Annotated in this window: 23 protein-coding genes; 20 read left to right on the top strand and 3 right to left on the bottom strand. The window is 67.7% G+C overall.

Annotation, left to right across the window (positions count from 1 at the left end; all coding sequences use genetic code 11):
* Nucleotides 1-81 precede the first annotated feature (81 nt).
* Complete coding sequence (locus tag A6745_RS24685; RefSeq protein ID WP_066133334.1) at nt 82-1,041, bottom strand: DMT family transporter; 960 nt, start codon at nt 1,039-1,041, stop codon at nt 82-84.
* Between the two features lie 136 nt (nt 1,042-1,177).
* On the opposite strand from A6745_RS24685, the gene A6745_RS24680 reads away from it, so the two are divergent.
* From A6745_RS24680 to A6745_RS24655, 6 genes are all read left to right on the top strand, one after another.
* Entirely contained in the window at nt 1,178-2,038 is an 861-nt protein-coding gene (locus tag A6745_RS24680; protein WP_066133331.1) for a DMT family transporter, read from the top strand.
* A gap of 73 nt (nt 2,039-2,111) precedes the next feature.
* The gene (locus A6745_RS24675) at nt 2,112-2,597 is read left to right on the top strand and encodes a MarR family winged helix-turn-helix transcriptional regulator (RefSeq protein ID WP_066134791.1); all 486 of its coding nucleotides are present in this window, start codon (nt 2,112-2,114) and stop codon (nt 2,595-2,597) included.
* A gap of 115 nt (nt 2,598-2,712) precedes the next feature.
* The gene (locus A6745_RS24670; RefSeq protein WP_066133327.1) at nt 2,713-4,149 is read left to right on the top strand and encodes an efflux transporter outer membrane subunit; all 1,437 of its coding nucleotides are present in this window, start codon (nt 2,713-2,715) and stop codon (nt 4,147-4,149) included.
* A gap of 25 nt (nt 4,150-4,174) precedes the next feature.
* Entirely contained in the window at nt 4,175-5,362 is a 1,188-nt protein-coding gene (locus tag A6745_RS24665; protein WP_066133324.1) for an HlyD family secretion protein, read from the top strand.
* 13 nt (nt 5,363-5,375) lie between these two features.
* On the top strand, nt 5,376-7,001 hold the full coding sequence (locus A6745_RS24660; RefSeq protein ID WP_066133321.1) for a DHA2 family efflux MFS transporter permease subunit: 1,626 nt from the start codon (nt 5,376-5,378) through the stop codon (nt 6,999-7,001).
* A gap of 153 nt (nt 7,002-7,154) precedes the next feature.
* Complete coding sequence (locus A6745_RS24655; protein ID WP_066133318.1) at nt 7,155-7,922, top strand: class II aldolase/adducin family protein; 768 nt, start codon at nt 7,155-7,157, stop codon at nt 7,920-7,922.
* Nucleotides 7,923-7,965: 43 nt separating this feature from the next.
* On the opposite strand, the gene A6745_RS24650 is transcribed toward A6745_RS24655, so the two are convergent.
* A complete protein-coding gene (locus A6745_RS24650; RefSeq protein WP_156513575.1) occupies nt 7,966-8,940 on the bottom strand; it encodes a LysR family transcriptional regulator in 975 nt (324 codons plus the stop codon).
* Between the two features lie 228 nt (nt 8,941-9,168).
* Between A6745_RS24650 and A6745_RS24645 the strand changes: the two genes are divergently transcribed.
* The 11 genes from A6745_RS24645 to A6745_RS24595 all read left to right on the top strand — a co-directional run bounded on the left by A6745_RS24645 (nt 9,169) and on the right by A6745_RS24595 (nt 21,750).
* Nucleotides 9,169-10,467: an ArgE/DapE family deacylase gene (locus A6745_RS24645; RefSeq protein WP_269148921.1), complete on the top strand. Its 1,299-nt coding sequence runs from the start codon at nt 9,169-9,171 to the stop codon at nt 10,465-10,467.
* A 54-nt stretch (nt 10,468-10,521) separates the two neighbouring features.
* A complete protein-coding gene (locus A6745_RS24640; RefSeq protein WP_066133307.1) occupies nt 10,522-12,096 on the top strand; it encodes an ABC transporter substrate-binding protein in 1,575 nt (524 codons plus the stop codon).
* A 3-nt stretch (nt 12,097-12,099) separates the two neighbouring features.
* Nucleotides 12,100-13,104 (top strand): ABC transporter permease, encoded by a 1,005-nt coding sequence (locus tag A6745_RS24635; protein ID WP_066133304.1) that lies wholly within the window; start codon nt 12,100-12,102, stop codon nt 13,102-13,104.
* Nucleotides 13,101-13,940, top strand: coding sequence for an ABC transporter permease (locus A6745_RS24630; RefSeq protein WP_066133301.1), 840 nt, complete (start codon nt 13,101-13,103; stop codon nt 13,938-13,940). The genes A6745_RS24635 and A6745_RS24630 overlap by 4 nt, the downstream gene beginning before the upstream one ends.
* A gap of 11 nt (nt 13,941-13,951) precedes the next feature.
* Nucleotides 13,952-15,634 (top strand): ABC transporter ATP-binding protein, encoded by a 1,683-nt coding sequence (locus A6745_RS24625; protein ID WP_066133298.1) that lies wholly within the window; start codon nt 13,952-13,954, stop codon nt 15,632-15,634.
* A gap of 20 nt (nt 15,635-15,654) precedes the next feature.
* Nucleotides 15,655-15,951 (top strand): cupin domain-containing protein, encoded by a 297-nt coding sequence (locus A6745_RS24620; RefSeq protein ID WP_066133295.1) that lies wholly within the window; start codon nt 15,655-15,657, stop codon nt 15,949-15,951.
* An 8-nt stretch (nt 15,952-15,959) separates the two neighbouring features.
* A complete protein-coding gene (locus tag A6745_RS24615) occupies nt 15,960-17,018 on the top strand; it encodes a histone deacetylase family protein (protein WP_066133292.1) in 1,059 nt (352 codons plus the stop codon).
* A 41-nt stretch (nt 17,019-17,059) separates the two neighbouring features.
* A complete protein-coding gene (locus A6745_RS24610; protein ID WP_066133289.1) occupies nt 17,060-18,331 on the top strand; it encodes a Zn-dependent hydrolase in 1,272 nt (423 codons plus the stop codon).
* 55 nt (nt 18,332-18,386) lie between these two features.
* The gene (locus tag A6745_RS24605) at nt 18,387-19,328 is read left to right on the top strand and encodes a DMT family transporter (protein WP_082853335.1); all 942 of its coding nucleotides are present in this window, start codon (nt 18,387-18,389) and stop codon (nt 19,326-19,328) included.
* Nucleotides 19,325-20,257, top strand: coding sequence for a 2-hydroxyacid dehydrogenase (locus tag A6745_RS24600; RefSeq protein ID WP_082853276.1), 933 nt, complete (start codon nt 19,325-19,327; stop codon nt 20,255-20,257). Before A6745_RS24605 ends, A6745_RS24600 begins: the two co-directional genes overlap by 4 nt.
* Before the next feature lie 128 nt (nt 20,258-20,385).
* Nucleotides 20,386-21,750, top strand: coding sequence for an aspartate aminotransferase family protein (locus A6745_RS24595; RefSeq protein ID WP_066133286.1), 1,365 nt, complete (start codon nt 20,386-20,388; stop codon nt 21,748-21,750).
* A 78-nt stretch (nt 21,751-21,828) separates the two neighbouring features.
* Here the strand turns inward: A6745_RS24595 and A6745_RS24590 are convergent, their stop codons facing one another.
* Nucleotides 21,829-23,361, bottom strand: a complete 1,533-nt coding sequence (locus A6745_RS24590; RefSeq protein WP_066133285.1) for a helicase HerA-like domain-containing protein — start codon at nt 23,359-23,361, stop codon at nt 21,829-21,831.
* Between the two features lie 143 nt (nt 23,362-23,504).
* Here A6745_RS24590 and A6745_RS24585 point away from each other — a divergent pair, with 143 nt between their 5' ends.
* From A6745_RS24585 to hemF, 3 genes are all read left to right on the top strand, one after another.
* On the top strand, nt 23,505-24,236 hold the full coding sequence (locus A6745_RS24585; protein WP_066133282.1) for a YebC/PmpR family DNA-binding transcriptional regulator: 732 nt from the start codon (nt 23,505-23,507) through the stop codon (nt 24,234-24,236).
* A gap of 130 nt (nt 24,237-24,366) precedes the next feature.
* A complete protein-coding gene (purD, locus tag A6745_RS24580) occupies nt 24,367-25,668 on the top strand; it encodes a phosphoribosylamine--glycine ligase (protein ID WP_066133281.1) in 1,302 nt (433 codons plus the stop codon).
* Nucleotides 25,669-25,684: 16 nt separating this feature from the next.
* A complete protein-coding gene (gene hemF / locus A6745_RS24575) occupies nt 25,685-26,599 on the top strand; it encodes an oxygen-dependent coproporphyrinogen oxidase (protein ID WP_066133278.1) in 915 nt (304 codons plus the stop codon).
* Nucleotides 26,600-26,615 lie beyond the last annotated feature (16 nt).

The following is a 26,615-nucleotide window of genomic DNA, read 5'->3' as shown; positions in this document are numbered from 1 at the left end:
CCGGCCTCCTTTTCTTATTACGGATGCAATGAACGAAACCCATGGCCCGCGGCAGGAGCCAAGGGAAGAAATGACGAAGAACTATCCCGCCCGCTTGCCGCGGCCCGACAGCACGAACACGCCGCCCAGCACCAGCGCCGTGCCGGCCAGTTGCCAGAGCGTGATCGGCTCATCCAGGAACCAGGCCGCCAGGAACAGCACCGACACCGGCCCCAGCATGCCCAGCAGCGCCGCCGTGGGCGCGCCGATGAGCGCCACGCCCCACATCAGCATGAACACCGGCAGCACCGTGTTGAAGGTGGCGTGGATCAGCGAATAACCATAGACGCCGGCAGGCTGGGCGAACAGCAGCGACAGCGGATGCACCACGGCGAACTGCACCAGGCAGGCCACGCACGAGACCGTCATCGCATAGGCCACCAAGCGGGTGGCGCCGACGCGCTTGACGATCTCGCCCGAGCAGATCAGGTAAACAGCATAGCTGAGGGCGGACAGGAAAACGAAGAAAGACCCTGTCACGACATCGGAGCCGGTGTTCTGGCCCAGGTCGTGCGCGAACACCAGCACCACGCCCAGGTACGACAGGCCCATCGCGATCCACTGCCGAGCCAGCACCGGCCGCTTGAACCAGGCGGCCGACAGCAGCACCACCATGGATGGCGACAGGAACAGGATCAGGCGTTCGAGGCCCGCCGAGACGTAGCGCAGCCCGATGAAGTCCATGAAGCTGGAGAAGTAATAGCCCAGCAGGCCGAGCAGGCAGATCTTCAGGCGCTCTTGCACGGTCAGCAGCGGCAATTCGCCGCGCGTGGCGCGGCGCGACTGCCACCAGGCGATGGCGGCGAAGAACGGCAGCGCGAACAGCATGCGGAACGCGATCAGCGTGACCGCGTCGATGCCGTAGCGGTAGGTGAGCTTGACGACGATGGCCTTGGCCGCGAACAGGATCGCGCCCAGCGAAGCCAACAGAAAGCCCACCAGCCTTTGCTCGGAGGGTGAGCGGGGTAAGCGGGTGGGCACGGACTCGGCGGAGGGATTCATGCGATCATTTTATAGTTTGCCCGCGCCCGCCCGCGCGCCGTGCGCGGGCTTTTTTCAGCAGGACGCGCCACGCTGCCGGCGGAAAACCGCCGCGAACAAGGCTCGACCAATACGCCCTTGCGGCAGACCCCGTCCCATGACCTCCCACCGCTACGCCCTGATCCAGATCCACTTCGCTGCCGTGCTGTTCGGCCTGACCGGCGTATTCGGGGAACTGATCCATGCCAGCGCCAGCGTCATCACGCTGGGACGCGCGATGTTCGCCGTGGCGGCGCTGATCTTCTTCGCGCGGCTGCAGCGCCGCAAACTGCTCAGCCCGCTGACGCCCGCGCAGATGACCGGGCTGATCCTGGCCGGCCTGCTGCTGGCGGCGCACTGGGTCACGTTCTTCGTCTCGGTCAAGGTGGGCGGCATCGCCATCGCCACGCTGGGCTTCGCCAGTTTCCCGGCCTTCATCACGCTGCTCGAAGGCCTGGTGTTCCGCGAGAAGGTGCGCATGGCCGAGTGGATCGTGCTGGGGCTGGTCACCGCCGGCCTGGTGCTGGTCACGCCCTCGTTCGACCTGGCCGACCAGGGCACCGTCGGGCTGGCCTGGGGCCTGCTGTCCGGCCTGGCCTTCGCCCTGCTGGCGCTGATGAACCGCCGCTCGGCCGCCGGCATCGACGCCATGCAGGTGGCCTGCTGCCAGAACATCGTGGTGGCGCTGGCCCTGCTGCCCGCCTCGGCCTCCCAACTGCCTACGGTCGCCGCCATCAACTGGATGTGGCTGGCGCTGCTGGGCGTATTCTGCACCGGCCTGTCGCACTATCTGTTCGTCTCCAGCCTGACGCGCCTGAACGCGCGCAGCGCCGGCCTGGTGATCGCGCTGGAACCTGTCTACGCCATCGCCTTCGCCTGGATGCTGTTCGACCAGCAGCCCACCGTGCGCATGGTGGCGGGCGGCGTGCTGATCGTGGCCGCCATCGTCTGGTCGGGACTGCGCAAGCCGGCGCATTGAAGACGGCTTCACGATACTGTCACGATCTTCTGCATTGACAGTAGTTGCCTGGTCAGATAAATTGGCGGCCATCATGACCGCATCCCGATCTTCCTCCGACGGCGTCCAGCACTACCGCAGCGACAGCCAGAGCCTCAGCGACGACAATACCGGCTTTCTCATCAAGCTGGTGTTCCACTCGATGAATCGCATGCTCGACCAGGAGATGGCGCCGCTGGAACTGACCGCCATGCAGTGGCGGCCCATCTCCCTGCTGTGCAGGGGCCGCGCCGACACCCCCGCCGAACTGGCCCGCCTCAATGGCGTGGACACCGGCGCCATGACCCGCACGCTCGACCGCCTGGAGGCCAAGGGCCTGGTGCGCCGCAACCGCAGCCTCGAAGACCGGCGCGTCATCCGCATCGAACTTACCGAAAGCGGCAAGGAAAAAGGCCGGCAGATCCCCCAATACATCGCCAAGGTGCTCAACCACCACCTGCGCGGTTTCTCGCCCGAAGAGGTCAGCCAGCTGCGCCACCTGCTGCGCCGCATGCTGGCCAACGGCTCGGACGGTCTCTGACAACGCGCGGGTAACCCTGCCGGCAGCGCGGTTGACAGGGTTTACCCGATTTTTTCAGGCATATAATTGCCTAGGCAATTACAGATCAGTCAAATATTTTCAGCTTTTCGTCAGAATGAAACGCCTACTACTCACTACCCTGGTGCTTGCGCTCAGCGGGTGCGCACTGATGGATCCGGCCGCGCCGCCGGCCACCGAGATCGACGGCGCCCGGCTGGGCCTGGCCCGGCAGGACGTAGCCTGGCCCGACGCCCAATGGTGGCGGCGCTACGGCGACCCGCAGCTCGATCGACTGGTCGATGAAGCCCTGGCCGGCAATCCCTCGCTGGCCGCCGCCCAGGCGCGCCTGGCGCAGGCCAACGCCGCCGTGGCCCGTTCAAGAGCTCCGCTGCTGCCGCGCGTGGACGGCAACTACGCGCTGACGCGCGAGCACCTGCCAAAGAACTACATTTACCCTGCCCCGCTGGGCGGTTCGGTGACCAGCGACAACCGCCTGGCGCTGGACTTCACCTGGGAACTGGATTTCTGGGGCAAGAACCGCGCCCTGCTGAAGTCGGCCGTGTCGCAGCGCGACGCCGCGTCGGCCGACGCCCAGGCCGCGCGCAACGTGCTGGCGCGGTCCGTGGTGCGCAGCTATCTGAACCTGCAGAACGGCTTTGCGCAGCGCCAGGTGCTGGAACGCACCGTCGAGCAGCGGGCCGACGTGCTGGACCTGACCCGAGGCCGCGTCGGCGCGGGCCTGGACACCCAGGTCGAGGTCAAGCAGGCAGAATCCTCGCTGGCGGCGGCCAAGGTGGAACTGACGCAGGAAGAGACCACCATTGCCCAGTTGCGCAACCAGATCGCCGCGCTGGCCGCGGCCGGTCCGTCGCGCGGGCAATCGGTGCAGCCCGTGAAGCTGACGGCGCCCTCGGGCGTGGTGCCGGCCTCGGTGCCGCTGGAACTGCTGGGCCATCGGCCCGACGTGGTCGCCGCGCGCTGGCGCGCCGAGGCCGCTCGCAGCCAGATCGACGCGGCGAAAGCGCAGTTCTATCCCAACGTCAATCTGGTCGCTTTCGCGGGTTTCCAGGCCTTGGGCACCAACCAACTGCTGGACGCGGGTTCTCGCACCTTCGGCATCGGCCCGGCCGTCACGCTGCCGATCTTCCATGGCGGCGAACTGAACGCCAACCTGGCGGGCCGCCGCGCCGACGCCGACGTCGCCGTGTCCGACTACAACCAGACCGTGCTGGACGCCGTGCGGCAGACCGCCGACGCTCTCGACGCGCTGCGCCTGATCGACCGCGAGAAGCAGGAACAGCGGCAGGCCCGCGAAGCCATCGAATCGGCCTACGACATCGCGGTGCGGCGCTACAAGGCCGGCATGGGCAACTACCTGTCCGTGCTCACCGCCCAGACGTCCGTGCTGACGCAAGCCCGCCTGGACACCGACCTGCAGGCGCGCGCCTACCAGCTCGACGCCGACCTGGCCTACGCGCTGGGCGGCGGCTACCGTCCCGACCAGACAGAAACGGCCCAGGCCCAGCAGGCCCAGGCCGACGCCACCCATTGATACCGAACGACACGACTCCTACGTCATGACTACCGCAACCCCCAATCCCAAGCGCAAGCGCCTGCTGCTGATCGCCGCCGGCGTGTTCATCCTGCTGGCCATCGCCTATGCCATCTGGTGGGCGATGTTCGGCTCCCACTACGAAAGCACCGACGACGCCTACGTGCACGGCAACCTCGTGCAGATCACCCCGCAGGTGGCCGGCACCGTGGTCGCCATCGAGGCCGACGACACCGACACCGTGAAGGCCGGCCAGCCGGTCGTGCGCATCGATTCGTCCGACGCCGACGTCGCGCTGCAGCAGGCCGAGGCGCAACTGGCGCAGACCGTGCGCCAGACCCGCACGCGCTACGTGCAGAACGATTCGCTGGCCGCCAACGTCGAAGTGCGCCAGGCCGATATCGAGCGCGCCCAGGCCGAACTGAGCCGCGCGCAGAGCGACCTGAAGCGCCGCCAGGAACTGGCCCGCTCGGGCGGCGTCAGCGGCGAGGAAATCCTGCACGCACAGACCACCCTGAAGTCGGCCCAGTCGGGCCTGGCGCAAGCCCGCGCCGCGTTGGCCGCCGCGCAGGCCGAATTGACCACCAACCAGGCGCTGACGCACGGCACCGACGTGGCCCACCACCCCGACGTGCTGCACGCCGCCGCCGCGGTGCGCCGCGCCTGGCTGGACAAGTCGCGCACGGTGCTGCCCGCGCCGGTCGACGGCATGGTCGCGCGCCGCAGCGTGCAGGTGGGCCAGCGCGTCGCCCCCGGCTCGGTGCTGATGAACGTGGTGCCGCTGGACCAGTTGTGGATCGAAGCCAACTTCAAGGAAGGCCAACTGCGCAAGATGCGCATCGGCCAGCCCGCCACGCTGACGGCCGACCTGTACGGGGATTCCGTCACGTACCACGGCAAGATCGTGGGCATGGACGCCGGCACCGGCAGCGCCTTCGCCCTGCTGCCCGCGCAGAACGCCACCGGCAACTGGATCAAGGTGGTGCAGCGCGTGCCCGTGCGCATCGCGCTCGATCCCGCCGAACTGAAGCAGAACCCGTTGCGCGTGGGCCTGTCGATGAACGTGGAGGTCGACATCGCCGACCAAGAGCACGGCCAGGCCCTGACCGCCGCCGCGCGCGCCGAACCCGCCTTGTCCACGCGCGCCTTCGAGCCCACGCACGACGACGCCGACAAGCAGATCGCCAGGATCATCCAGGCCAACCTCCAGTAATCCGGGTCCTGCCATGAGCGACGATACCCAGGCGACCGCCCCCGCGGCGGCGCCCAAGCCCGCCGGAGGCCCGCCCGCCCCGCGCACGTTCCCGCCGCTGGAAGGCGCCACGCGCATCCTCGGGTCGGTGGCGCTGTCCACCGCGGTGTTCATGAACGTGCTGGATACGTCCATCGCCAACGTGTCCATTCCCACCATCTCGGGCGACCTGGGCGTCAGTTCCAGCCAGGGCACGTGGGTGATCACCTCGTTCGCGGTGGCCAACGCCATCACGGTGCCGCTGACGGGATGGCTGACGCAGCGCTTCGGCCAGGTGCGCCTGTTCCTGGCCTCCACGCTGCTGTTCGTGCTGGCCTCGTGGCTGTGCGGCTTCGCGCCGTCGCTGGAGGCCCTGATCCTGTTCCGCGTGCTGCAAGGCGCGGTGGCGGGCCCGATGATCCCGCTGTCGCAGACGCTGATGCTGGCCAGCTTTCCCAAGGAAAAGGCCGGCATGGCCCTGGCCATCTGGGGCATGACCACACTGGTGGCGCCGGTGGCCGGGCCGCTGCTGGGCGGCTGGATCTCGGACAACTACACCTGGCCCTGGATCTTCTACATCAACGTGCCGGTGGGCCTGTTGGCCGCATGGATCAGCTGGTCCATCTACAAGGACCGTGAATCCGTCACGCACAAGCTGCCCATCGACAAGGTCGGCCTGGCGCTGCTGGTGGTGTGGGTCGGCGCCATGCAGATCATGCTGGACAAGGGCAAGGAGCTGGACTGGTTCGCCAGCGGCACCATCCAGATCCTGGCGCTGATCACCGTCGTGGCGTTCGTGTTCTTCCTGATCTGGGAGCTGACCGACAAGCACCCCATCGTGGACCTGCGACTGTTCAAGGTGCGCAACTTCACGGTGGGATCGATCACGCTGGCGGTGGCCTATGGCGTGTTCTTCGGCAACGTGGTGCTGCTGCCGCTGTGGCTGCAGAGCAATATGGGCTACACGGCCACGTATGCCGGCCTGGTCACGGCGCCGGTGGGCATCCTGGCCATCGTGCTGACGCCCATCGTCGGCAAGCTGCTGGCCACGCGAGACCCGCGCCAGATCGTGACCGTGTCGTTCATCATCTTCGCCACGGTGTTCTTCATGCGTTCCGGCTTCAACACCGACGTGGACGTGCGCGGGCTGATGATTCCCACCATCATCCAGGGCGCGGCCATGGCGGCGTTCTTCGTGCCGCTGACGTCCATCACGCTGTCGGGCCTGGAGCCGTGGCGCATTCCGGCCGCCTCGGGGCTGTCGAACTTCCTGCGCCTGACCCTGGGCGCGTTCGGCACCTCGATCGCCACCACGCTGTGGGAAAACCGCACCACGATGCACCACGCGCAGCTGACCGAAGTCGCCAAGCCCGGTGAACAGGCCTTCGACCACTTCATGAACACTTTCCAGCAGACGCTGGGCGCGACCCGTGAACAGGCGCTGGTGATGATCGACCGGCTGATCAACACGCAGGCGGCCACGCTGTCGGCCACCGACGTGTTCCATGCCTCGGCCATCATCTTCCTGTTCCTGACGGTGCTGGTGTGGTTCGCCAGGCCCAGGCTGAACAAGGGCGGCAAGGATGCCGGCGCGGCGGAGGCCGCGGCGGGCGCGCACTGATACGGTGCTCATGATGGTGCGCCGGATCCGCACGGCGCACCATCATCGAGTATTCGCGGCGGTAATAGACAGTATTAGCACAAAGACATTGACCGCCAGGCCGCAACGGCCGAACACTAGCCGCCTTCGATCGCATCCGCATACGGAGAGGCCATGAGTTCCCCACCCGCCGACATGGACTGCACGCCCGAGGAATGGGCCGTCCGCACCGATCTCGCCGCGCTGTACCGGCTGGTCGCCCATTTCCGCATGACGGACATGATCGACACGCACATCTCGGCGCGCCTGCCGGCAGACGAGCCCACGTTCCTGATCAACCGCTACGGCATCCTTTTTCACGAGATGCGCGCGTCCGACCTGGTCAAGATCGATCATCTGGGCAACGTCATCGACCCGCGCGCCCAGGCCGAACCGCAGCGCTTTCGCGTCAATGCGGCGGGCTTCACGATACACTCGGCCATCCATCTGGCGCGCCACGACCTGCACTATGTGGTGCATACGCATACGGCGGCCGGCATCGCGGTATCGGCGCAGCGCGACGGCCTGCTGCCCATCAGCCAGCATGCGCTCAAGTTCCACGGCAAGCTGGGTTACCACGACTACGAAGGCATCGCGCTGGACCTGGCCGAACGCGACCGCCTGGTGCAAGACCTGGGGCCGCACAAGGCCATGATCCTTCGCAATCATGGCCTGCTGGCCGGTGGCGCCACGGCGGCCGAGGCCTTTCACGAGATCTACTTCCTTGAACGGGCCTGCCAGGCGCAGGTGCAAGCCATGGCCGGCGGCGCCGCACTGATCTTTCCTCCCGAGGAGGTGCGCACCCGTGTCGCCGGGCAGTTCGCGCGCGACGAGTCGGAAGAGATCCGCAATACCGCATGGCTCGCGGCGCTACGCCTGATCGACGACAGCTATCTCGGATGAACCGAATGGCGCGGCCGCACGGCGCGGCGGCCCGCGATGCCGCTCACGCGCTGCCGCGCCGCACCACCAGTCCCGTCAGCAAGTCCTGCTTCTCGATGAAGCCGTGCAGCGCAGCCATGAATTCGCTCTCGGCCACGCTCAGCTTGCGGTTGCGAGACCACAGCAGATGCACATCCACGTCGGCCACGCCCTGGTCGGGCGGCAACCGCTGAAAGCGTCCGCTGCGCACGTCGTCATACACGGTGTGCTCGGGCAGGCAACCGATGCCGAAGCCTGCATAGATCAGGCGCTTGATCTCCGTCATGCTCGATGACGAGCCGATCACCCTGCCCGTGAATCCCATCTCGTCGCGAAAGATCGCCAGGGGCGACAGATGACCGCCCACCCTGTCGCTGTTGAAGGACACCAGCGGATAGCTGGTGATGTCCGCGATGCGCAGGTCATCGCGGCCGAACAGCGGATGGTGCTGCCCACAGAACAATGCATAGCGCTGACGCAGGAAGATGCGCGCGTCGATGCTGGCCGGCAGCGTGCGGCGAGGCGTCAGCCCCAGCGTGATGGCCTTCTGCTGCAGGCCGTTCACGACGTCGGCGCTGCGCATGACCTGCACCTCGAATTCGATGCGCGGATAAGTGCGATGGAATTCGGACAGGAATTCGTCATAGGCCGGGTAGTCGATGCCGCTGGCCGCTCCGATGCGGATCGTGCCCGAGATGTCGGTATCGCGATCCACGTCGGCCAGGGCCAGGCGGGAAACCGTGCCGTAGATTTCCTCGGCGATCTTCTGCACCTCGATGCCGGCCTGCGTGACCTCGATGCGCGGACCATGGCGGTCGACCAGGCGCATGCCCAGCCGGTCTTCGAGCCGGCGCAGGGCCTGGCTGACCGCGGGCTGCGTCAGATGCAGATGCATGGCGGCGCGGCTGACACTGCGCTCGCGCGCGATGGCCAGGAACGTTCTCAGCAGGTTCCAGTCCAGGCGGTCGTTCAGGTAGGTGTCGGGCTGGTCGTTGCCCATCTCGGATTTCATGGTTCGCGCGCGGGAATCCCATGCCGGCTGCACGGTTTCGTGCATGTTGCTCGCCTATATGCACACCGGTCAAGCATAAATGCTGCTAATACTTCGAATTGAAAAAGCGAATTTTACGAACGCCGCCGATGCGGTGACACTTCAGTGACCGCCCGGCCACAGGCCGGGCGCATAACGCGACGGGAACCCGTCCAAGACACTTTGCAAGGGGAAATCTTGCAGCCTGATACGCAACGCATCACTGATGCGGTCGATGCGCTGGAGCCCTATATGCTCCAGACGCTGGCCGGCTTCGTGCGGGCGGAAAGCCCGTCCGGGTCCGAAGAGCCGGCCGCGGCCTTCTTCGAGGAGGCCCTGCGCGCCCTGGGCCTGGCGCCCGAGCGCATCCTGCTGGACAGCGCGGCGCTGGAAAAGCTGCCGTACTTCGCCTGCCCCTGTTCGCCGGACAACGGCCGGGCCAATCTGCTGGCGCGCCACCTGCCCCACTCGGGCCAGGGCCGCTCGCTGCTGTTCAATGGGCACCTCGACGTGGTGCCCACCGGGCCCGCGCGGATGTGGTCCCGGCCGCCCTACGAGCCCGCCCTCGTCGACGGCTGGCTGCATGGCCGGGGCAGCGGCGACATGAAGGCGGGCCTGGTGTGCGCGCTGGTGGCCTACAAGGCCCTGCTGCAATTGGGCGTCCAGCCCGCAGGCACCGTCGGCTTCAACGCGGTGCTGGACGAGGAAAACACCGGCAACGGCGCGCTGGCCACCGTGTACGCGTTGCAGAACGCCGTGGGCCAGGCGAAGCTGGCCGACTTCGACGCCGTCGTCATTCCCGAACCCTTCGGCGAAGCGCTGCTGTGCGCGCAGGTCGGCGTGTGCTGGCTGACCGTGCACCTGACGGGCATTCCCGCGCACGTGGCCTACATGGGCAGCGGCGTGAACCCCATCGAGGCCGGCATCGCCATCATGGCCGACCTGAAGGAGCTCGAGGCCGAATGGAACGCGCCCGCGTTCAAGCATCCGGCCTTTGCCGACCAGGAGCATCCGATCAATTTCAACCTGGGGCGCATCGAGGGCGGCGAGTGGCACTCCTCCGTGCCCTGCACCTGCACGCTGGGCATCCGCATCAGCTTCTATCCCGGCATGGAGCCGGACGAGGCGCGCGCCATCGTGTCCGCGCGCATCCGCGCCGCGGCCGAACGCGCCAATCCGAACCTGGCAGTCGAGATCGACTACCAGGGCCAGTACGGCGAAGCCTGCGTCTTCGACCTGGAGGCGCCGGCCATGCAGGCCCTGGCGCGCGCGCACGAGAAAGTCACGGGCGCACGCCCGCGCACGCTGGCCTGCACGGCGACCACCGACGCCAAGCACTTCCGCCACGCAGGGGTGCCCGTGACCTGCTATGGCCCTGAAGCCCGCAACATACACGGCATCGACGAAGCCGTTTCCCTTGCCAGCATGAAGCGCGTGGCGGCCGCCATGGCGCAACTCATGGTCGATTGGTGCGGCGTCGAGCCCGCCACGCACTGAACCGCGGGCAGATCTGCCCATCCACCCTCGTTGTCCCCCAGCCGGAGATTGATCATGAAGTTCAAGCAAATCCTGAAACTGTCGGCCGGCGCACTGGTCCTGTCGGCCCTCCTGCCCCTGAACGCCGTGCAGGCGCAAACCCGCGGCGGCACCCTCAACATGATCGTGCAGCCCGAGCCGCCCATCCTGGTGCCGGCGCTGAACCAGCAAGGCCCCACGCAGTTCGTCGCCGGCAAGATCTACGAGAGCCTGCTGACCTACAACTTCGATCTGAAACCGCAGCCCGGCCTGGCCAAGTCGTGGGAGGCCTCCCCCGACGGGCTGAGCTACACCTTCCACCTGCAGGACGGCGTGAAGTGGCACGACGGGCAGCCGTTCACCGCGGACGACGTGGTGTTCTCGCTGACGGAAATGCTGCCCAAGACGCACGCCCGCGCCAAGGTCATCCTGGGCAACTTCATCGACAAGGTCGAGAAGACTGGCGACCTCACCGTCAAGATCACCCTGAAATCGCCCTTCCCGGCCTTCATGCTGATGTTCGAGCCGGGCTTCGCGCCGATGATGCCCAAGCACATCTATGCCGGCACCGACTATGCCAACAACCCGGCCAACCAGAAGCCCGTCGGCACGGGCCCCTTCATGTTCAAGGAATGGAAGCGCGGCCAGTACATCAAACTTGAGCGCAACCCGAACTACTGGAAGCCCGGCAAGCCCTACCTGGACGAACTGGTGTTCAACGTGATTCCGGACTCGGCATCGCGCGCCGTGGCCTACGAGCGCGGCAGCGTGGACGTGCTGCGCGGCGGCGACGTGGACAACGTCGACATCAAGCGCCTGCGCGCCGTGCCGGGCACGGAGTTCAGCACAAAGGGCTGGGAGATGTTCTCGCCGCAGGCCTATCTGATCTTCAACCAGCGCAAGCCGCCCTTCGACAACCTGAAGGTGCGCCAGGCGGTGATGCACGCGATCAACCGCAAGATGATCGCGGACAACATCTTCTTCGGCCTGGGCCGGCCGTCGACCAGCCCCTTCGTGGCCAGCGAGATGTTCTTCGATAAAAGCATCCCCGCCACGCCGTTCGACATGAAGCAGGCGCGCGCACTGATCAAGGAATCCGGCATCAAGCCAGAGGACTACACCATCCGCCAGTTGAGCTTCCCGTACGGCTCGACCTGGGACCGGCTGGGCGAGTACACCAAGCAGGCGCTGACGCAATTGGGCTTCAAGGTGAACACCGAGTCCACGGACGCCGGCGGCTGGGCATCGCGGACCGGCAACTGGGACTTCGACATCACCACCAACTTCACGTACCAGTACGGCGATCCCGCGCTGGGCGTTCAGCGCCTGTACATCTCGTCGAACATCGTCAAGGGATCGCCCTTCGCCAACGTGCAAGGCTACAGCAACCCCGCGACGGACAAGCTGTGGACAGCGGCCGCGGCCGAGACCGATCCCGCCAAGCGCCAGCAGATGTACAGCGAGCTGCAGAAGGTGCTGGTCGACGAAGTGGCCAATGGCTACCTGCTCGATCTCGAGTTCCCGACGCTGTACCGCGGCAAGGTGAAAAACCTCGTCAAGACGGCCATTGGCCTGAACGAGTCGTTCGACGACGTCTACATCGAGAAATAAGCCGTGCGTTTCCTGTCCTTTTTTGCCTCGCGCCTGGGCAAGGCCATCCTGGTGGTCCTGGGCGTGGTGGTCATCAACTTCTTCCTGATCAGGCTGGCCCCCGGCGATCCCGCCGAGGTGCTGGCCGGCCAGGCCGGCGCGGGCGACCCCGCCTTCGTGCAGCAACTGCGCCAGCAGTTCGGCCTGGACCAACCCCTGCTGGTGCAGTTGGGCATCTACCTGAAGGGCGTGGCCACGCTGGACCTGGGGTACTCGTACCGCAGCCAGTTGCCGGTGCTCGATCTGATCCTGGAGCGCCTGCCCGCGACCTTCCTGCTGATGACCTGTGCCTTCGTGTTCTCGCTGGTGCTGGGCGTGCTGCTGGGCGTGCTGGCGGCCCGCGTCCGCTACGCCAACAAGCGGCGCTGGCTGGACAGCAGCATCATGGCCGGCGCGCTGCTGCTGTACGCCACCCCGCTGTTCTGGCTGTCGCTGATGGGCATCCTGCTGTTCTCGGTGCTGCTGGGGTGGCTGCCGGCATTCGGCATGGAGACCGTGGGCGCCAATCTGCAGGGCTGGGAGCGCGCCTGGGACATCGCACAGCATCTGGTGCTGCCGACCGTCACGCTGGGCTGCTTCTTCATGGCGGTGTACGTGCGGCTGACCCGCGCCTCGATGCTCGAAGTGATCGGCATGGATTTCGTCAAGACGGCGCGCGCCAAGGGCGTGCCGGCGGGCCGCGTGATCCGTTCGCACGTCCTGCGCAATGCCTTGCTGCCCGTCATCACCTTCGCGGGCATCCAGCTCGGACAGATGGCCGGCGGCGCCGTGCTGACGGAGACGGTGTTCGCCTGGCCCGGCATCGGCCGCCTGATGTTCGACGCGCTGCTGCAACGCGACTACCAGTTGCTGCTGGGCATCTTCCTGGCGACGTCGATCATGGTCGTCGTCTTCAACCTGATGACAGACATGGTGTATCGCTGGGTGGACCCGCGCATCGCCGCCGGCGGACACGGAGGCGCGGCATGAAACTGCTAGCCAAACGCTATGCCCGCAATGCGGGCGCCGTCATCGGCCTGGCGATCCTGCTGGCCGTGATCGTGATGGCGCTGGCCGCGCCGCTGCTGTACGAAGAATCGCCGTGGACCATGGTGGCCGCGCCGCTGATCCCGCCGTTCACGGATGCCGCCTACCCGTTCGGCACGGACATGCTGGGCCGCGACATCACCGCCGGCCTGGTCTGGGGTGCGCGGGTCTCGCTGCTGGTCGGCCTGCTGTCCACGGGCGTCGCGCTGCTGTTCGGCATCTTCGTGGGCACGGTCGCCGGCTACTGCGGCGGCCGCATCGACGATGCGTTGATGCGCTTCACCGAGTTCTTCCAGACCATTCCGCAGTTGGCCATGGCCGTGGTGCTGGTGGCCGTGCTGGGACCGTCGGTGTATTCGATCATGGGTGCGATCGCGGTGGTGTCCTGGCCGCCGGCCGCACGCCTGGTGCGTTCCGAGTTCATGACGCTGAAGCAACGCGAATTCGTGCAGGCGGCCATCGTCATCGGCCAGACGCCGGCACGCATCGTCTGGTCGCAGATCCTGCCCAACGCCATGGCGCCCATCATCGTCTCGGCGTCGTTCATGGTGGCCACGGCCATCCTGACCGAGTCGTCGCTTTCCTTCCTGGGCCTGGGCGATCCCAACATGATGAGCTGGGGATTCATGATCGGCGCGGCGCGCACCATGATTCGCGAGGCCTGGTGGATGAGCGTGTGGCCCGGCGTGTCCATCCTGCTGACCGTGCTTGCCATCAATCTGATGGGCGAAGGACTGAACGACGCCCTGAACCCGCAGCTGCGCAAGCGCGGCGAATAAGGAGTCCTCCGTTGAACCAGGCTTCCTCCGCTCTGTTGTCCATCCGCGGCCTGAGCATCGCCCTGCCGGAAGGCGGCGACCGCCCCTGGGCGGTGCGCGACGTCTCCTACGACATCAACGCCGGCGAGATTCTCTGCATCGTGGGCGAATCGGGCTCGGGCAAATCCATGAGCGCCAACGCCATCATGGGCCTGCTGCCCGGCTACCTGACGCCGCAGTCCGGGCAGATCCTGTTCCGTGGGGAGGATCTGCTGACCCTGTCCGAAGAGCGCCTGCTGGGCATGCGCGGCAAGGACATCGCCATGATTTTCCAGGAACCCCTGTCGGCCCTGAACCCGCTGATGCCGGTGGGCGAGCAGATCGCCGAGGTGATGCGCGTGCATGGCGTGGATGGACCGCACGCCGCCGTGCCGTCCCCCGGGCAGACGCGCCCCCGGAACCGCGAGACGGCACGGCAGCGACGCGTGCTGGAACTGCTGGATTTCGTCGGCCTGCCCGATCCCACCGCCTTGGCGCACGCCTATCCGTTCAGGCTGTCGGGCGGCCAGCGCCAGCGGGTCATGATCGCCATGGCGTTGGCCCTGGAGCCCGCGCTGTTGATCGCCGACGAACCCACCACCGCGCTGGACGTGACCACCCAGGCGCAGATCCTGGCGCTGATCGCCCGCATCCAGAAAGAGAAAGGCATGGGGGTGATGTTCGTCACGCACGATTTCGGCGTGGTGGCGGAGATCGCGCATCGCGTGGCGGTGATGGAGAAAGGCGTGCTGGTCGAGCAGGGCAGCGCCGACCAGGTGCTCAACCATCCCTCGCATCCCTATACCCAGCGCCTGATCGCCGCCGTGCCGCATCAGCGCGCGCACGCGCGCCCCGAGGCCTTGCGCGACAAGCCGGTGCTCCAGGTACGGGGCCTGCGCAAGACCTATTCCCTGGGCGGCGGCCTGCTCAGCAGGAAGCGCGAAGTGCATGCCGTGGACGGCGTCAGCTTCGAGGCCCGCCGAGGCCAGACGCTGGGCATCGTCGGCGAATCTGGTTCCGGCAAATCCACCATCGGCAAATGCCTGCTGAAACTGGTCGGCATCGATGGCGGCGAACTGATCTTCGATGGCCGCGACATCGCCAACCTGCCCGAAGCCCAGTTCCGGCCGCTGCGCAAAGAGATCCAGATGATCTTCCAGGATCCTTTCGCGTCGCTCAATCCACGCCACTCGGTGGGCCGCATCATCAGCGACGGCCCGGTGGCCAATGGCGTGCCCCGGCCGCAGGCCGACAGGCGCACGCGCGAACTGCTGGAACTCGTGGGCCTGGACCCCTCCGCCTTCGACCGCTATCCCAACCAGTTCTCGGGCGGCCAGCGCCAGCGCATCGGCATCGCGCGCGCGCTGGCGCTGGAGCCCCAGGTGCTGGTGGCCGACGAGTCGGTCTCCGCGCTGGACGTCTCCGTGCAGGCCCAGGTGCTGGCGCTGCTGCGCGAGCTGCAGCAGAAGCTGCGCATCGCGTTGATCTTCATCACGCACGACCTGCGGGTGGCGGCGCAGATCTGCGACGAGGTGCTCGTCATGCATCGTGGCAAGGTCGTCGAGCACGGCAGCCCCGCGCAGATATTCGACCGCCCGCAGCATCCTTACACCCAGCAACTGATCGCCGCCATTCCCGGCCAGCACTGGGCCCCCACGCAGGCGCGCATCGCCTGAGTCCCTTTTCGCGGAGAACCATGAAACGCCCCGCCGCCGTCCCCACCGTGCAGATCGACAACGAACAGGTCCGCGTCACCGAATGGCGCTTTCCGCCCGGCGCCGAAACCGGCTGGCACCGCCACGGCATGTATTACGTGGTAGTGCCGCAGACCACGGGCGAACTGTTGCTGGAAACGCCGCAGGGCGAGGTCCGCAGCGCACTGACCACCGGCGTGGCCTACAGCCGTCCGGTGGGCATCGAGCACAACGTCGTCAACCCCAACGACAGCGAATTCGTGTTCGTCGAGATCGAACTGAAGACGACCGAGGCCTGAACCACGATATGAAGGCTTTTTTCTCAGAAGAGCAACTGCTGCACACGCCGCAGCAGTTCATGCGCGCCGGCCGCATCAGCAAGCCGACCGACGTGCCCGCGCGTGCCGAAACCCTGCGCGCCATGCTGTCCAGCCGAGGCATTGCACTGGCCGCGCCCCTCGACTATGGCCGCGCTGCGCTGGACGGCGTGCACAGCGCGGCCTACCTGGACTTCCTGGAGCACGCGTACGAACGCTGGCAGGCGCTGCGCGGCCAGGGGCCCGAACCCGGCATCGAAGTCCTGCCCAACCTGTCGCCCTATGGCGGCAGCCCGGCCCCGCACGCGCGCCGGCCGCCCTGCCCCTCGCCCTCGATCATCGCGCAGGCCGGCTACTACCTGGGCGATCTCTCCTGCCCCATCGGTCCGCACACCTGGCGCGCCGCGCTGCGCTCCACCCACAGCGCAGTGGCCGCGGCCGACCATGTGCTGCAGACAGGTGATCTGGCCTACGCCCTGTGCCGTCCTTCCGGCCACCACGCGCACCACGACCGTGCGGGCGGCTTCTGCTACCTGAACAGCTCGGCCGCCGCCGCGCAACGGCTGGCGCACGCGCTGGGCCGCGTGGCCGTGCTGGACGTGGACGCGCATCATGGCGACGGCACGCAGAACATCTTCTATTGCCGCGACGACGTCTACACCGTTTCCACGCACGCGGACCCCATCGGCTACTACCCGTTCTATTGCGGCTACGCCGATGAACGCGGCGCGGACGCGGGCGCGGGCTGCAATCTGAACCTGCCCTTGCCGCACGGCACCGACGGCCGGGCCTATGGCGCCTTCCTCGAACGCGCCCTGGCGTCCGTGACGCAGTACCAGCCGCGCGCGCTGGTGCTGGCCCTGGGTTTCGACACCTACAAGGACGATCCCATCAGCGTCCTGCGCTTCGACATCGAGACCTACCGCGACATAGGCGCCCGAGTCCGCGCACTGGGCCTGCCCACGGTCGTCGTGCAGGAGGGCGGCTATCAGGTCGACAGCATCGGCCAGGCGCTGGACGCCTTTCTGCGAGGCATGGCGGCCGCCTGACGCCCGCGCACGACAACATCTTTTCCGAGACGAGCATCACCATGAATACCGACACCGACATGCAAGCCCCGCTCTCGATCAACGGCCAGCGGCTATGGCAGTCCCTGATGGACCTGGCCCGGGTCGGCGCCACGGAAAAAGGCGGCAATTGCCGGCTGGCGTTGACCGACCTGGACCGCCAGGGCCGCGACCTGGTCGCCGGCTGGATGCGCGAGGCCGGGCTGGAAGTCAGCGTGGACCAGATCGGCAATGTCTTTGGCCGCCGCGAGGGCCGCGATCCCTCGCGGCCGGCCGTCTGCACGGGCAGCCACATCGACACCCAGCCCACCGGCGGCCGCTTCGATGGCTGCTTCGGCGTGATGGCCGGCCTGGAGGTGATGCGCACCCTGCGGGAACGTGGCATCCAGACCGACTCCGCGCTGGAGCTGGCCATCTGGACCAATGAGGAAGGCAGCCGCTTCGTGCCCTTCATGATGGGATCGGCGGTGTACTGCGGCAAGTTGCCGCTGGAGCAGGCGCTGGCCACCGCCGACAGCGAGGGCAAGCGCGTGGGCGACGAACTGCGGCGTATCGGCTATGCCGGAGACCGCCCCGTGGGCCAGCGCAGCTTCGGCCACTATCTCGAAGCCCACATCGAACAGGGTCCCATTCTGGAAGCCGAGGATACGGTCATCGGCGCCGTGACCGGTTCCCTGGGCATGTACTGGTACGAGGTGGTCGTGACGGGCATGGAAGCCCACGCCGGCCCCACGCCCATGCCGCTGCGCCGGGACGCCCTGTACGCCGCCACTTTCATCATGCAGGAAGTCGTGCGGATCGCGCTGGACCATGCGCCGCACGGCCGCGGCACGGTCGGGTCGGTGCAGGTCCATCCCGGCTCGCCCAACGTCATTCCCGGCGCCGTCACCTTCACGGTGGACATCCGCCACGAGGACGCCGCGAGGCTGGCCGGGATGAACGCCCGCTTCCACGAGATCGTACGCGCCGTGGCATCCGGCGAACGCACCGGGCACGAGATGCGGGTCCAGGTGCGCCAGACCGCCTACTTCCCGCCCACGCCCTTCGCGCCGGCGCTGGTCGAGGCCGTGCGCGGCCAGGCGCGCGCGCGCGGCTACTCGGCCATGGACATCGTGACCGGCGCGGGCCACGACGCCGTGCACATCGCCGGGATCGTTCCCACCGCGATGATCTTCGTGCCTTGCAAGGACGGCATCAGCCACAACGAGATCGAGGATGCCGATCCGAAGCACCTCGAAGCCGGCGCCAATGTGCTGCTGGGCGCGATGACCCAGCTGGCGGGCATCGCGCCCTGAGCCGCGTGGCGTGCAAGACCGCTTGCGCGCACGCCTTTCCGAGTCCGAGGATGCCGTGAGCGCCCCGCCCCTCCCTTCGTCCGCCGACGCCGCCAGGCGCACCGGCATCGCCTGCTTTCTGCTGGCGCTGCTGGCCAACGCCCTGTTCGACGCCGGCGCCAAGCACCTGCTGGAGACCTATCCCGCGCCGTTCCTGAACGTGATGCGCTACGCCACGGTGACGGCGCTGGGCCTGGCGCTGCTGATGCGGCAACGCAGGCTGCCCGCGTGGTCCACCCTCCCGCACAAGCCCATCCTGCTGGCCCGGGGCCTGGCGCTGGCCACGGTCGGCACCTGCTTCATGACCGCGCTGATCTGGATGCCGCTGTCCGAGGCCACGGCCATCTATTTCACGGCGCCGCTGATCATGGTGATCCTGTCGCCGTGGATGCTGGGCGAACGCGTGCGCGCCGCGCAATGGCTTTCCGTGGCCATCGGCCTGTGCGGCATGCTGCTGATCGTGCGGCCAGGCAATGCGCTGCCGCCCCTGGGCACGGCGCTGATGGTGATCTCGGCCGTGTGCTACGCCGTGTTCCAGCTGCTGACACGCCGGCTGGCGGGCGCGATCGACCCGCGGGTGCAGTATCTCTGCGCCGCACTGACCTGCCTGGCGGCCACCCTCCCGCCAGCGATCCTGTTTCCGCCGCCCACCTGGCCCGATGCGAGCGACTGGCTGCTCATCATCGGCCTGAGCGCCATCAACGGCAGCGCGCAGGTGCTGTTCCTGACGGCCTTCCGCCACGTGGACGCGGCGACGCTGGGTCCGTTGAATTACCTGCAGTTGTTGATGGCGGTGCTGCTGAGCGCGACGATCTTCCATCGCCCGCCCGATATACTGGCCATGACCGGCATGGCCATGATCGCCGCGGCGGGCATCCTGCTGGTCAAGCGCCCCGTGCGCGCCGCGCGCATGGCCCGACCCCCTTTCGAGACCTCTTCCCCCAAAGACCCCACGTGAAAATCATCTGCTGCTCCCAAACGCTGCCGGATCGCGATGTCTGGCCCGAACTCCTGTCCAAGGCGCTGCCCGAGGCCGACGTCGTGTACTGGGACGAGCACTCGCCCGTGCAGGATGCCGACCTTGCCGTGGTCTGGCGCCCGCCCGCCGTGCTGTTCGAACGCGAGCGCAAGCTGCGCGCCGTGTTCAACCTGGGCGCGGGCGTCGACGGCCTGTTGAAACTGTCCACGCTGCCGCCCGATCTGCCCGTGGTGCGCCTGGAGGACGCCGGCATGGCAGTGCAGATGTCAGAATACGTGGTGCACTTCCTGACCGGCGCCTGCCGTCAGTTCGATGCCTACGCCGCGCAGCAACGCGCCGGCGTGTGGCAGGCGCTGCCCGAACTGCGCCGCGAGCAGTGGCCCGTCGGCATCCTGGGCATGGGCGCGCTGGGCAGCCATGTCGCACGCACCCTGCAGGCGCTGGGCTACGACGTCGCGGGCTGGTCGCGCAGCGGCCAGGCGCCCGAGGGCGTGCAGGCCTTCGGCGGCGTCGAGGCGCTGCCGGCCTTCCTGGCCCGCACGCGCGTGCTGATCAACCTGCTGCCGCTGACGCCGGATACAGAGAACATCCTGTGCCGCGACACCCTGTCGCAACTGCTGCCCGGCGCGCACCTGATCAACCTGGCGCGCGGTTCCCACCTGGTCGAAGAAGACCTGACCTCGCTGCTGGACAGCGGCCACCTGTCCGGCGCCACGCTGGACGTGTTCCGCGAAGAGCCGCTGCCGGCTGGCCACCCGTTCTGGGCCGACCGCCGCATCTCGATCACGCCGCACATCGCGGCGGCCAGCCTGCGCCGCGAGACGGTCGAGCAGATCACCCACAAGGTCCGCGCGCTGATGCGCGGCGAGCCCATCACCGGCGTGGTCGGCCGCGCGCGCGGCTATTGACGGGCGCCGCCGCTGCGCACGCCGCGCGCGGACAATTGGCGGATAATGCCTGGTGACAGGCGCGCATCACCCCTTCGTGCGTGATGCGCGCGCCCCCATAACCCAAGCCTCCCCCGGATCCCTGGCCCATGTCGGAACTCAGCCCCGCCCAACAGCAAGACGTCCAGCACCACCTGCATTCGTACACCAACGCGGTCAAGCACCGCGCGGTCGGGCCGCGCGTGATCGAGCGCGGCGAGGGCATCTACGTGTACGACGACCAGGGCAATCGCTATCTGGAAGCGATGTCGGGCCTGTGGAGCGTGGCCGTGGGCTTCGGCGAACCACGCCTGGCCGAGGCCGCGCACCGCCAGTTGACCAGACTGCCCTATTACCACACGTTCACGCACAAGTCGCACCCGGCGGTCATCGAACTGGCCGAGCGCCTGATCGGCTACACCGGCGGCCGCATGTCCAAGGCCTTCTTCACCAATTCGGGGTCCGAGGCCAACGACACCGTCGTCAAGCTGGTCTGGTTCTACAACAACGCGATGGGCCGCCGCGACAAGAAGAAGATCATCGCGCGCCAGCGCGGCTACCACGGCGTCACCGTGGCTTCGGCCAGCATGACCGGCCTGCCCGGCAACCACAAAGACTTCGACCTGCCGCTGCCGCAGATCTTCCACACCGGCTGCCCGCACCACTACCGCAACGCGCTGCCCGGCGAAAGCGAGGAAGACTTCGCCACCCGCCTGGCCAACGAGCTGGACGCGCTGATCCTGCGCGAAGGCGCCGACACCGTGGCCGCCTTCATCGGCGAGCCCGTCATGGGCGCGGGCGGCGTGGTCGTGCCGCCGCGCACCTATTGGGAGAAGATCCAGGCCGTGTGCCGCAAGCACGACGTGCTGGTCATCGCCGACGAAGTCATCACCGGCTTCGGCCGCCTGGGCATGCGATTCGGTTCGGAACGCTTCGGCATCGAGCCCGACATCCTGGTGCTGTCCAAGCAGATCACCTCGTCCTACCAGCCGCTGGGCGCGGTGCTGATCAACGAGCGCGTGGCCGGCCCCGTGGCCGAACACAGCGGCAAGCTGGGCACCTTCGGCCACGGCTACACCGCCAGCGGCCACCCCGTGGCCACCGCCGTCGCGCTGGAAAACCTGAAGATCATCGACGAGCGCAACCTCATTCAGAACGCCGCGGACATGGGCGCGCTGATGCACGAACTGCTGCGCGGTTATGCCGACCACCCGCTGGTGGGCGAAGTGCGCGGCGTGGGCTTGATCGCCGGCGTGGAACTGGTGGCGGACAAGGCCACCAAGCGCCCCTTCGACCCCGTGGGCCGCGCCGGCGGCTATGCCTACGAGCGCGCGCACGATCACGGCCTGATCGTGCGCGGCATCGGCGACACCGTCGCCTTCTGTCCGCCGCTCATCATCCAGGAAACCCAGGTGCGCGACATGGTGGACCGCTTCGGACGCACGCTGGAAGACGTGGCGAAGCACGTCGGTTAAAGAGGCCAACCGGGACAGCAAAGAGACCCGGCGGCCGGGCAAGCAACTGATGTCGCGCGGCCGCCCGGCCGCGGCGCCTTAGCGCCGGCGCGATCCCAGCAACGACCCCAACACGCCCCGCACCAACTCGCGCGCCACCGAGCGCGCGGTGCTCTTGGCCACCGACTGCACCACGCCGTCGCGGCGTCCGCCGCGCGGGCCGACCGAGCCGAACAGCACCTCGTTCACGCTTTTCATCAGCCCGCCTTCCTCTTCCCGGGGCGCGGCGGTCGTGGGCGCCGTCTTGCCCGGGGGAGCCTTGCCGGCGCCGCTGCTGCCCGCCGGCACGTCCGAAGCCGCCCGCGCCGTCAGCACCTCGTAGGCAGATTGACGGTCGATGGCCTGCGCATACTTCCCCGCCAGCGTGCTGCCCTGCCGCAGCGCCTGCCGTTCGGCATCCGTGGCCGGGCCGATGCGGCTGCCCGGCGGCATGATCCATGCGCGCTCGGTGGGCATCGGCCGGCCCTTCTCGTCCAGCAGCGACACCAGCGCCTCGCCCACGCCCAGCTCGGTGATGGCCGCCTCGATGTCCAATCCGGGATTCGGCCGCATGGTCTGCGCGGCCGTGCGCACCGCCTTCTGGTCGCGCGGCGTGAAGGCGCGCAACGCGTGCTGCACGCGATTGCCCAACTGGCCCAGCACGGAGTCGGGAATATCCAGCGGATTCTGGGTGACGAAAAACACGCCCACGCCCTTGGAGCGCACCAGGCGCACCACCTGCTCGATTTTCTGCAGCAATGCGTCGGGCGCGTCCTTGAACAGCAGGTGCGCCTCGTCGAAGAAGAACACCAGCCTGGGCTGCTCCACGTCGCCCACCTCGGGCAGCTTCTCGAACAGCTCGGCCAGCAGCCACAGCAGGAACACACCGTACAGGCGCGGCGCCTGCATCAGCTGGTCGGCCGCCAGGACGTTGACGATGCCGCGCCCTTGCGCATCGGTGCGCATCAGGTCGGCCACGTCCAGCATGGGTTCGCCGAAGAACTGGCCGGCGCCCTGCGATTCCAGGCGCAGCAGGCTGCGCTGGATGGCCCCCACCGAGGCCGAGGACACGTTGCCGTAGCGCGTCTTCAGCTCGCTGGCGCGATCGGCCACGTTCTGCAGCATCGCCCGCAGGTCTTTCATGTCCAGCAGCAGTTGGCCTTCGTCATCGGCCACGCGGAACACCAGGGTCAGCACGCCTTCCTGCGTATCGTTCAGTTCCAGCATGCGCGACAGCAGCAGCGGCCCCATGTCGGACACGGTGGCGCGCACCGGCAGCCCCTGCCTGCCGAACACGTCCCACGGCGCCACGGGGCTGGCGCCCCAGGCCGGCTCGGGCAAGCCCAGCTTTTGCAGGCGCTCCTGCAGCTTGGGCGAACTGGCGCCCGCCTGCGAGATGCCGGTCAGGTCGCCCTTGACGTCGGCCATGAACACCGGCGTGCCGATGCGCGAGAAGGCCTCGGCCATCACCTGCAGCGTGACCGTCTTGCCGGTGCCGGTGGCCCCGGTGATGCAGCCGTGGCGGTTGGCCAGGGCCGGCAGCAGCGCCAGTTCCGCCCGGGCATTCCGGGCGACGATGAGAGGAGCGGTCATGGGCTTGGACTCCAGGGGGACGGGGTGTGGTGGCGCAAGTGTAGACGCCCGTGCGTGGCGCGCGCGACACACTCCTGACGGCGCGGCAAGGTCGGGCAGGCTAAAATAACGTTCTTTGACACCATTATTAGATAAGAGTAACCATGGCCGGACACAGCAAATGGGCCAATATCCAGCACCGCAAGGGCCGCCAGGACGCCAAGCGGGGCAAGCTCTGGACCAAGATCATCCGCGAGATCACCGTTGCCGCCCGTGCCGGCGGCCCTGATCCGGATACCAATCCGCGCCTGCGTCTGGCCTGGGACAAGGCCACCGACGCCAACATGCCCAAAGACAACGTCCAGCGCGCGATCCAACGCGGCGCGGGCGGCGCCGATGGCGCCAATTACGAAGAAGTCCGCTACGAAGGCTACGGCATCGGCGGCGCGGCGGTCATCGTCGAGTGCATGACCGACAACCGCACCCGCACCGTCGCCGAAGTTCGCCATGCTTTTGCCAAGAACGGCGGCAACCTGGGCCAGGAGGGCTCGGTCGCGTTCATGTTCAAGCATTGCGGCCAGTTCGTGTTCGCCCCCGGCACCTCCGAGGACAAGGTCATGGAGACCGCCCTGGAAGCCGGCGCCGAAGACGTCGCCACCGATGAAGAAGGCGTCATCGAGGTGCTGTGCGCCCCGGCCGACTACGCCGCCGTGCGCCAGGCCTTCGACGCCGCCGGCCTGAAGGCCGAGGTCGACGGCATCATCCAGAAAGCCCTGAACGAAACCGAACTGGCCGGCGAAGACGCCGTGAAAATGCAGAAACTGCTCGACGCCCTGGAAGGCCTGGACGACGTGCAGGACGTCTACACCAACGTCGTATTCGACGAAGCGCAATGAAGCGAGCGGCGCTGCTGCGGCTAGGGGTGCCGCGCAACGCTGGCGGACCAGCCTGGCCGGCATGTACTGGCGGGGCGACTATTCCACTACGGGCCGAAGTGGCAACTTCAAGCATCACCACATTATTCTCATGAAACTCCTGGTTATCGGCTCGGGCGGCCGCGAACACGCTCTCGCCTGGCGGCTCGCACGTTCACCGCGCGTCCACAAGGTCTACGTCGCTCCCGGCAACGGCGGCACCGAGCAGGGCGACCTGCTCGAAAACCTCGCCCTCACCCACCCCGAAGAGCTGGCCGACTTCGTCCAGCAGAACGGCGTGTCGCTCACCGTGGTCGGCCCCGAGGCTCCCCTGGCCGCCGGCGTGGTCGACGTGTTCCGCGCGCGCGGCCTGAAGATCTTCGGCCCCACCCGCGCCGCCGCCCAGCTCGAAAGCTCGAAGGACTACGCCAAGGCCTTCATGATGCGCCACGGCATCCCCACGGCCGCGTACGCCACCTTCACCGATCCGGCGCAGGCGCATGCCTACGTCGACCAGCAAGGCGCGCCCATCGTCATCAAGGCCGACGGCCTGGCCGCCGGCAAGGGCGTGGTGGTCGCCATGACCGCCGAGGAAGCCCACGACGCCATCGACGCCATGCTGGGCGACGGCGCGCTGGGCGCCGCCGGCGCGCGCGTGGTCATCGAGGAATTCCTGGTCGGCGAAGAAGCCAGCTTCATCGTCATGTGCGATGGCCGCAACGTGCTGGCCCTGGCCACCAGCCAGGACCACAAGCGCCTGCAGGATGGCGACGCCGGCCCCAACACCGGCGGCATGGGTGCCTATTCGCCCGCCCCCATCGTCACGCCGGAACTGCACCACCGCATCATGCGCGAAATCATCCTGCCGACCGTGCAGGGCATGGCGCGCGACGGCATTCCGTACACCGGCTTCCTGTATGCCGGCCTGATGATCGCCCCGGGCGACAGCCCCGACCGCGCCATCAAGACGCTGGAATTCAACTGCCGCATGGGCGATCCCGAAACCCAGCCCATCATGATGCGCATCAAGAGCGACCTGCTGGACGCGCTCGAGCACGCCGTGGAAGGCACGCTGGACCAGGCCGACATCACCTGGGACCGCCGCACCGCGTTGGGCGTGGTCCTGGCCGCGCACAACTACCCGGGCACGCCGCGCACCGGCGACGTCATCAACGGCCTGCCGGCCGACGCCGACGACGTCATGGTCTTCCACGCCGCCACCAGGCGTGAAAACGGCCAGGTGCAGACCTCGGGCGGCCGTGTGCTGTGCGTCACGGCGCTGGCCGACTCGATCCGCATCGCGCGCGAACGGGCCTACGAAACCGTGTCCGCCGTCCACTTCGACGGCCGCCAGTACCGCTCCGACATCGGCTGGCGCGCGCTGAAACCCTCGCAGCAGAAGCCGCGCTCGTAGTCCCATCGCACCGCCCATGACCGAAGCCGTCTCCGCCACCGCCGTCCGCGACTATTTCACCGGCCTGCAAACCCGCATCGTGCAGGCCCTCGAACAGGCGGGCGGCGAGCCCTTGCGCACCGACCAATGGCAGCGCGAGGAAGGCGGCGGCGGCATCTCGCGCCTGATCGAAGGCGGTCAATTGCTCGAACGCGGCGGCGTGCTGTTCAGCCACGTCATGGGCACGCGCCTGCCGCCTTCCGCCAGCGCGCACCGGCCCGAGCTGGCCGGCCGGCCCTGGCAGGCCATGGGCGTGTCCATGGTGCTGCACCCGCGCAATCCCCACGTGCCCACCACGCACATGAACGTGCGCATGTTCCTGGCCTCGGCGCGCCCCGGCCACGACGAACGCGACGTGTTCTGGTTCGGCGGCGGCATCGACCTCACGCCGTACTACCCCCACGCCGAAGACGCCCGTCACTTCCACCAGGCCTGCCGCGACGCGCTGGCGCCGCACGGCGCCGACTACTATCCGCGCTACAAGCGCTGGTGCGACGAGTACTTCTTCCTGAAGCACCGCAACGAAACGCGCGGCATCGGCGGCATCTTCTTCGACGACCTGAACGAACCGGGCTTCGACGCCTCGTTCGCGCTGGTGCGCTCGGTGGGCGACAGCTTCCTGGGCGCCTACCTGCCCATCGTCGAACGCCGCCGCGACCTGCCCTACGGCGAACGCGAACGCGATTTCCAGGCCTATCGCCGCGGCCGCTACGTCGAATTCAACCTGGTCTACGACCGCGGCACGCTGTTCGGCCTGCAATCGGGCGGCCGCACCGAATCGATCCTGCTGTCGATGCCGCCCGTCGCCCACTGGCGCTACGATTGGCAGCCGCGGCCCGGCACGCCCGAGAGCGAGCTGGCCGCCTATCTTTCTCCCCGGGAATGGGTATGACCCCGGGGCCCCGTAT

It is taken from the genome of Bordetella ansorpii (assembly GCF_900078705.1).
GTDB lineage: Bacteria > Pseudomonadota > Gammaproteobacteria > Burkholderiales > Burkholderiaceae_B > Bordetella > Bordetella ansorpii_A.
This window is presented reverse-complemented; position numbering and strand designations above follow the sequence as displayed.

Coding starts and splice junctions, on each gene's coding strand:
- A6745_RS24660 (WP_066133321.1), top strand. CDS start 5,376: ATGAGCGACGATACCCAGGCGACCGCCCCCGCGGCGGCGCCCAAGCCC.
- A6745_RS24630 (WP_066133301.1), top strand. CDS start 13,101: ATGAAACTGCTAGCCAAACGCTATGCCCGCAATGCGGGCGCCGTCATC.
- A6745_RS24655 (WP_066133318.1), top strand. CDS start 7,155: ATGAGTTCCCCACCCGCCGACATGGACTGCACGCCCGAGGAATGGGCC.
- purD (WP_066133281.1), top strand. CDS start 24,367: ATGAAACTCCTGGTTATCGGCTCGGGCGGCCGCGAACACGCTCTCGCC.
- A6745_RS24685 (WP_066133334.1), bottom strand. CDS start 1,041: ATGAATCCCTCCGCCGAGTCCGTGCCCACCCGCTTACCCCGCTCACCC.
- A6745_RS24665 (WP_066133324.1), top strand. CDS start 4,175: ATGACTACCGCAACCCCCAATCCCAAGCGCAAGCGCCTGCTGCTGATC.
- A6745_RS24650 (WP_156513575.1), bottom strand. CDS start 8,940: ATGGGCAACGACCAGCCCGACACCTACCTGAACGACCGCCTGGACTGG.
- A6745_RS24620 (WP_066133295.1), top strand. CDS start 15,655: ATGAAACGCCCCGCCGCCGTCCCCACCGTGCAGATCGACAACGAACAG.
- A6745_RS24670 (WP_066133327.1), top strand. CDS start 2,713: ATGAAACGCCTACTACTCACTACCCTGGTGCTTGCGCTCAGCGGGTGC.
- A6745_RS24615 (WP_066133292.1), top strand. CDS start 15,960: ATGAAGGCTTTTTTCTCAGAAGAGCAACTGCTGCACACGCCGCAGCAG.
- A6745_RS24585 (WP_066133282.1), top strand. CDS start 23,505: ATGGCCGGACACAGCAAATGGGCCAATATCCAGCACCGCAAGGGCCGC.
- A6745_RS24610 (WP_066133289.1), top strand. CDS start 17,060: ATGAATACCGACACCGACATGCAAGCCCCGCTCTCGATCAACGGCCAG.
- A6745_RS24595 (WP_066133286.1), top strand. CDS start 20,386: ATGTCGGAACTCAGCCCCGCCCAACAGCAAGACGTCCAGCACCACCTG.
- A6745_RS24590 (WP_066133285.1), bottom strand. CDS start 23,361: ATGACCGCTCCTCTCATCGTCGCCCGGAATGCCCGGGCGGAACTGGCG.
- A6745_RS24640 (WP_066133307.1), top strand. CDS start 10,522: ATGAAGTTCAAGCAAATCCTGAAACTGTCGGCCGGCGCACTGGTCCTG.
- hemF (WP_066133278.1), top strand. CDS start 25,685: ATGACCGAAGCCGTCTCCGCCACCGCCGTCCGCGACTATTTCACCGGC.
- A6745_RS24675 (WP_066134791.1), top strand. CDS start 2,112: ATGACCGCATCCCGATCTTCCTCCGACGGCGTCCAGCACTACCGCAGC.
- A6745_RS24680 (WP_066133331.1), top strand. CDS start 1,178: ATGACCTCCCACCGCTACGCCCTGATCCAGATCCACTTCGCTGCCGTG.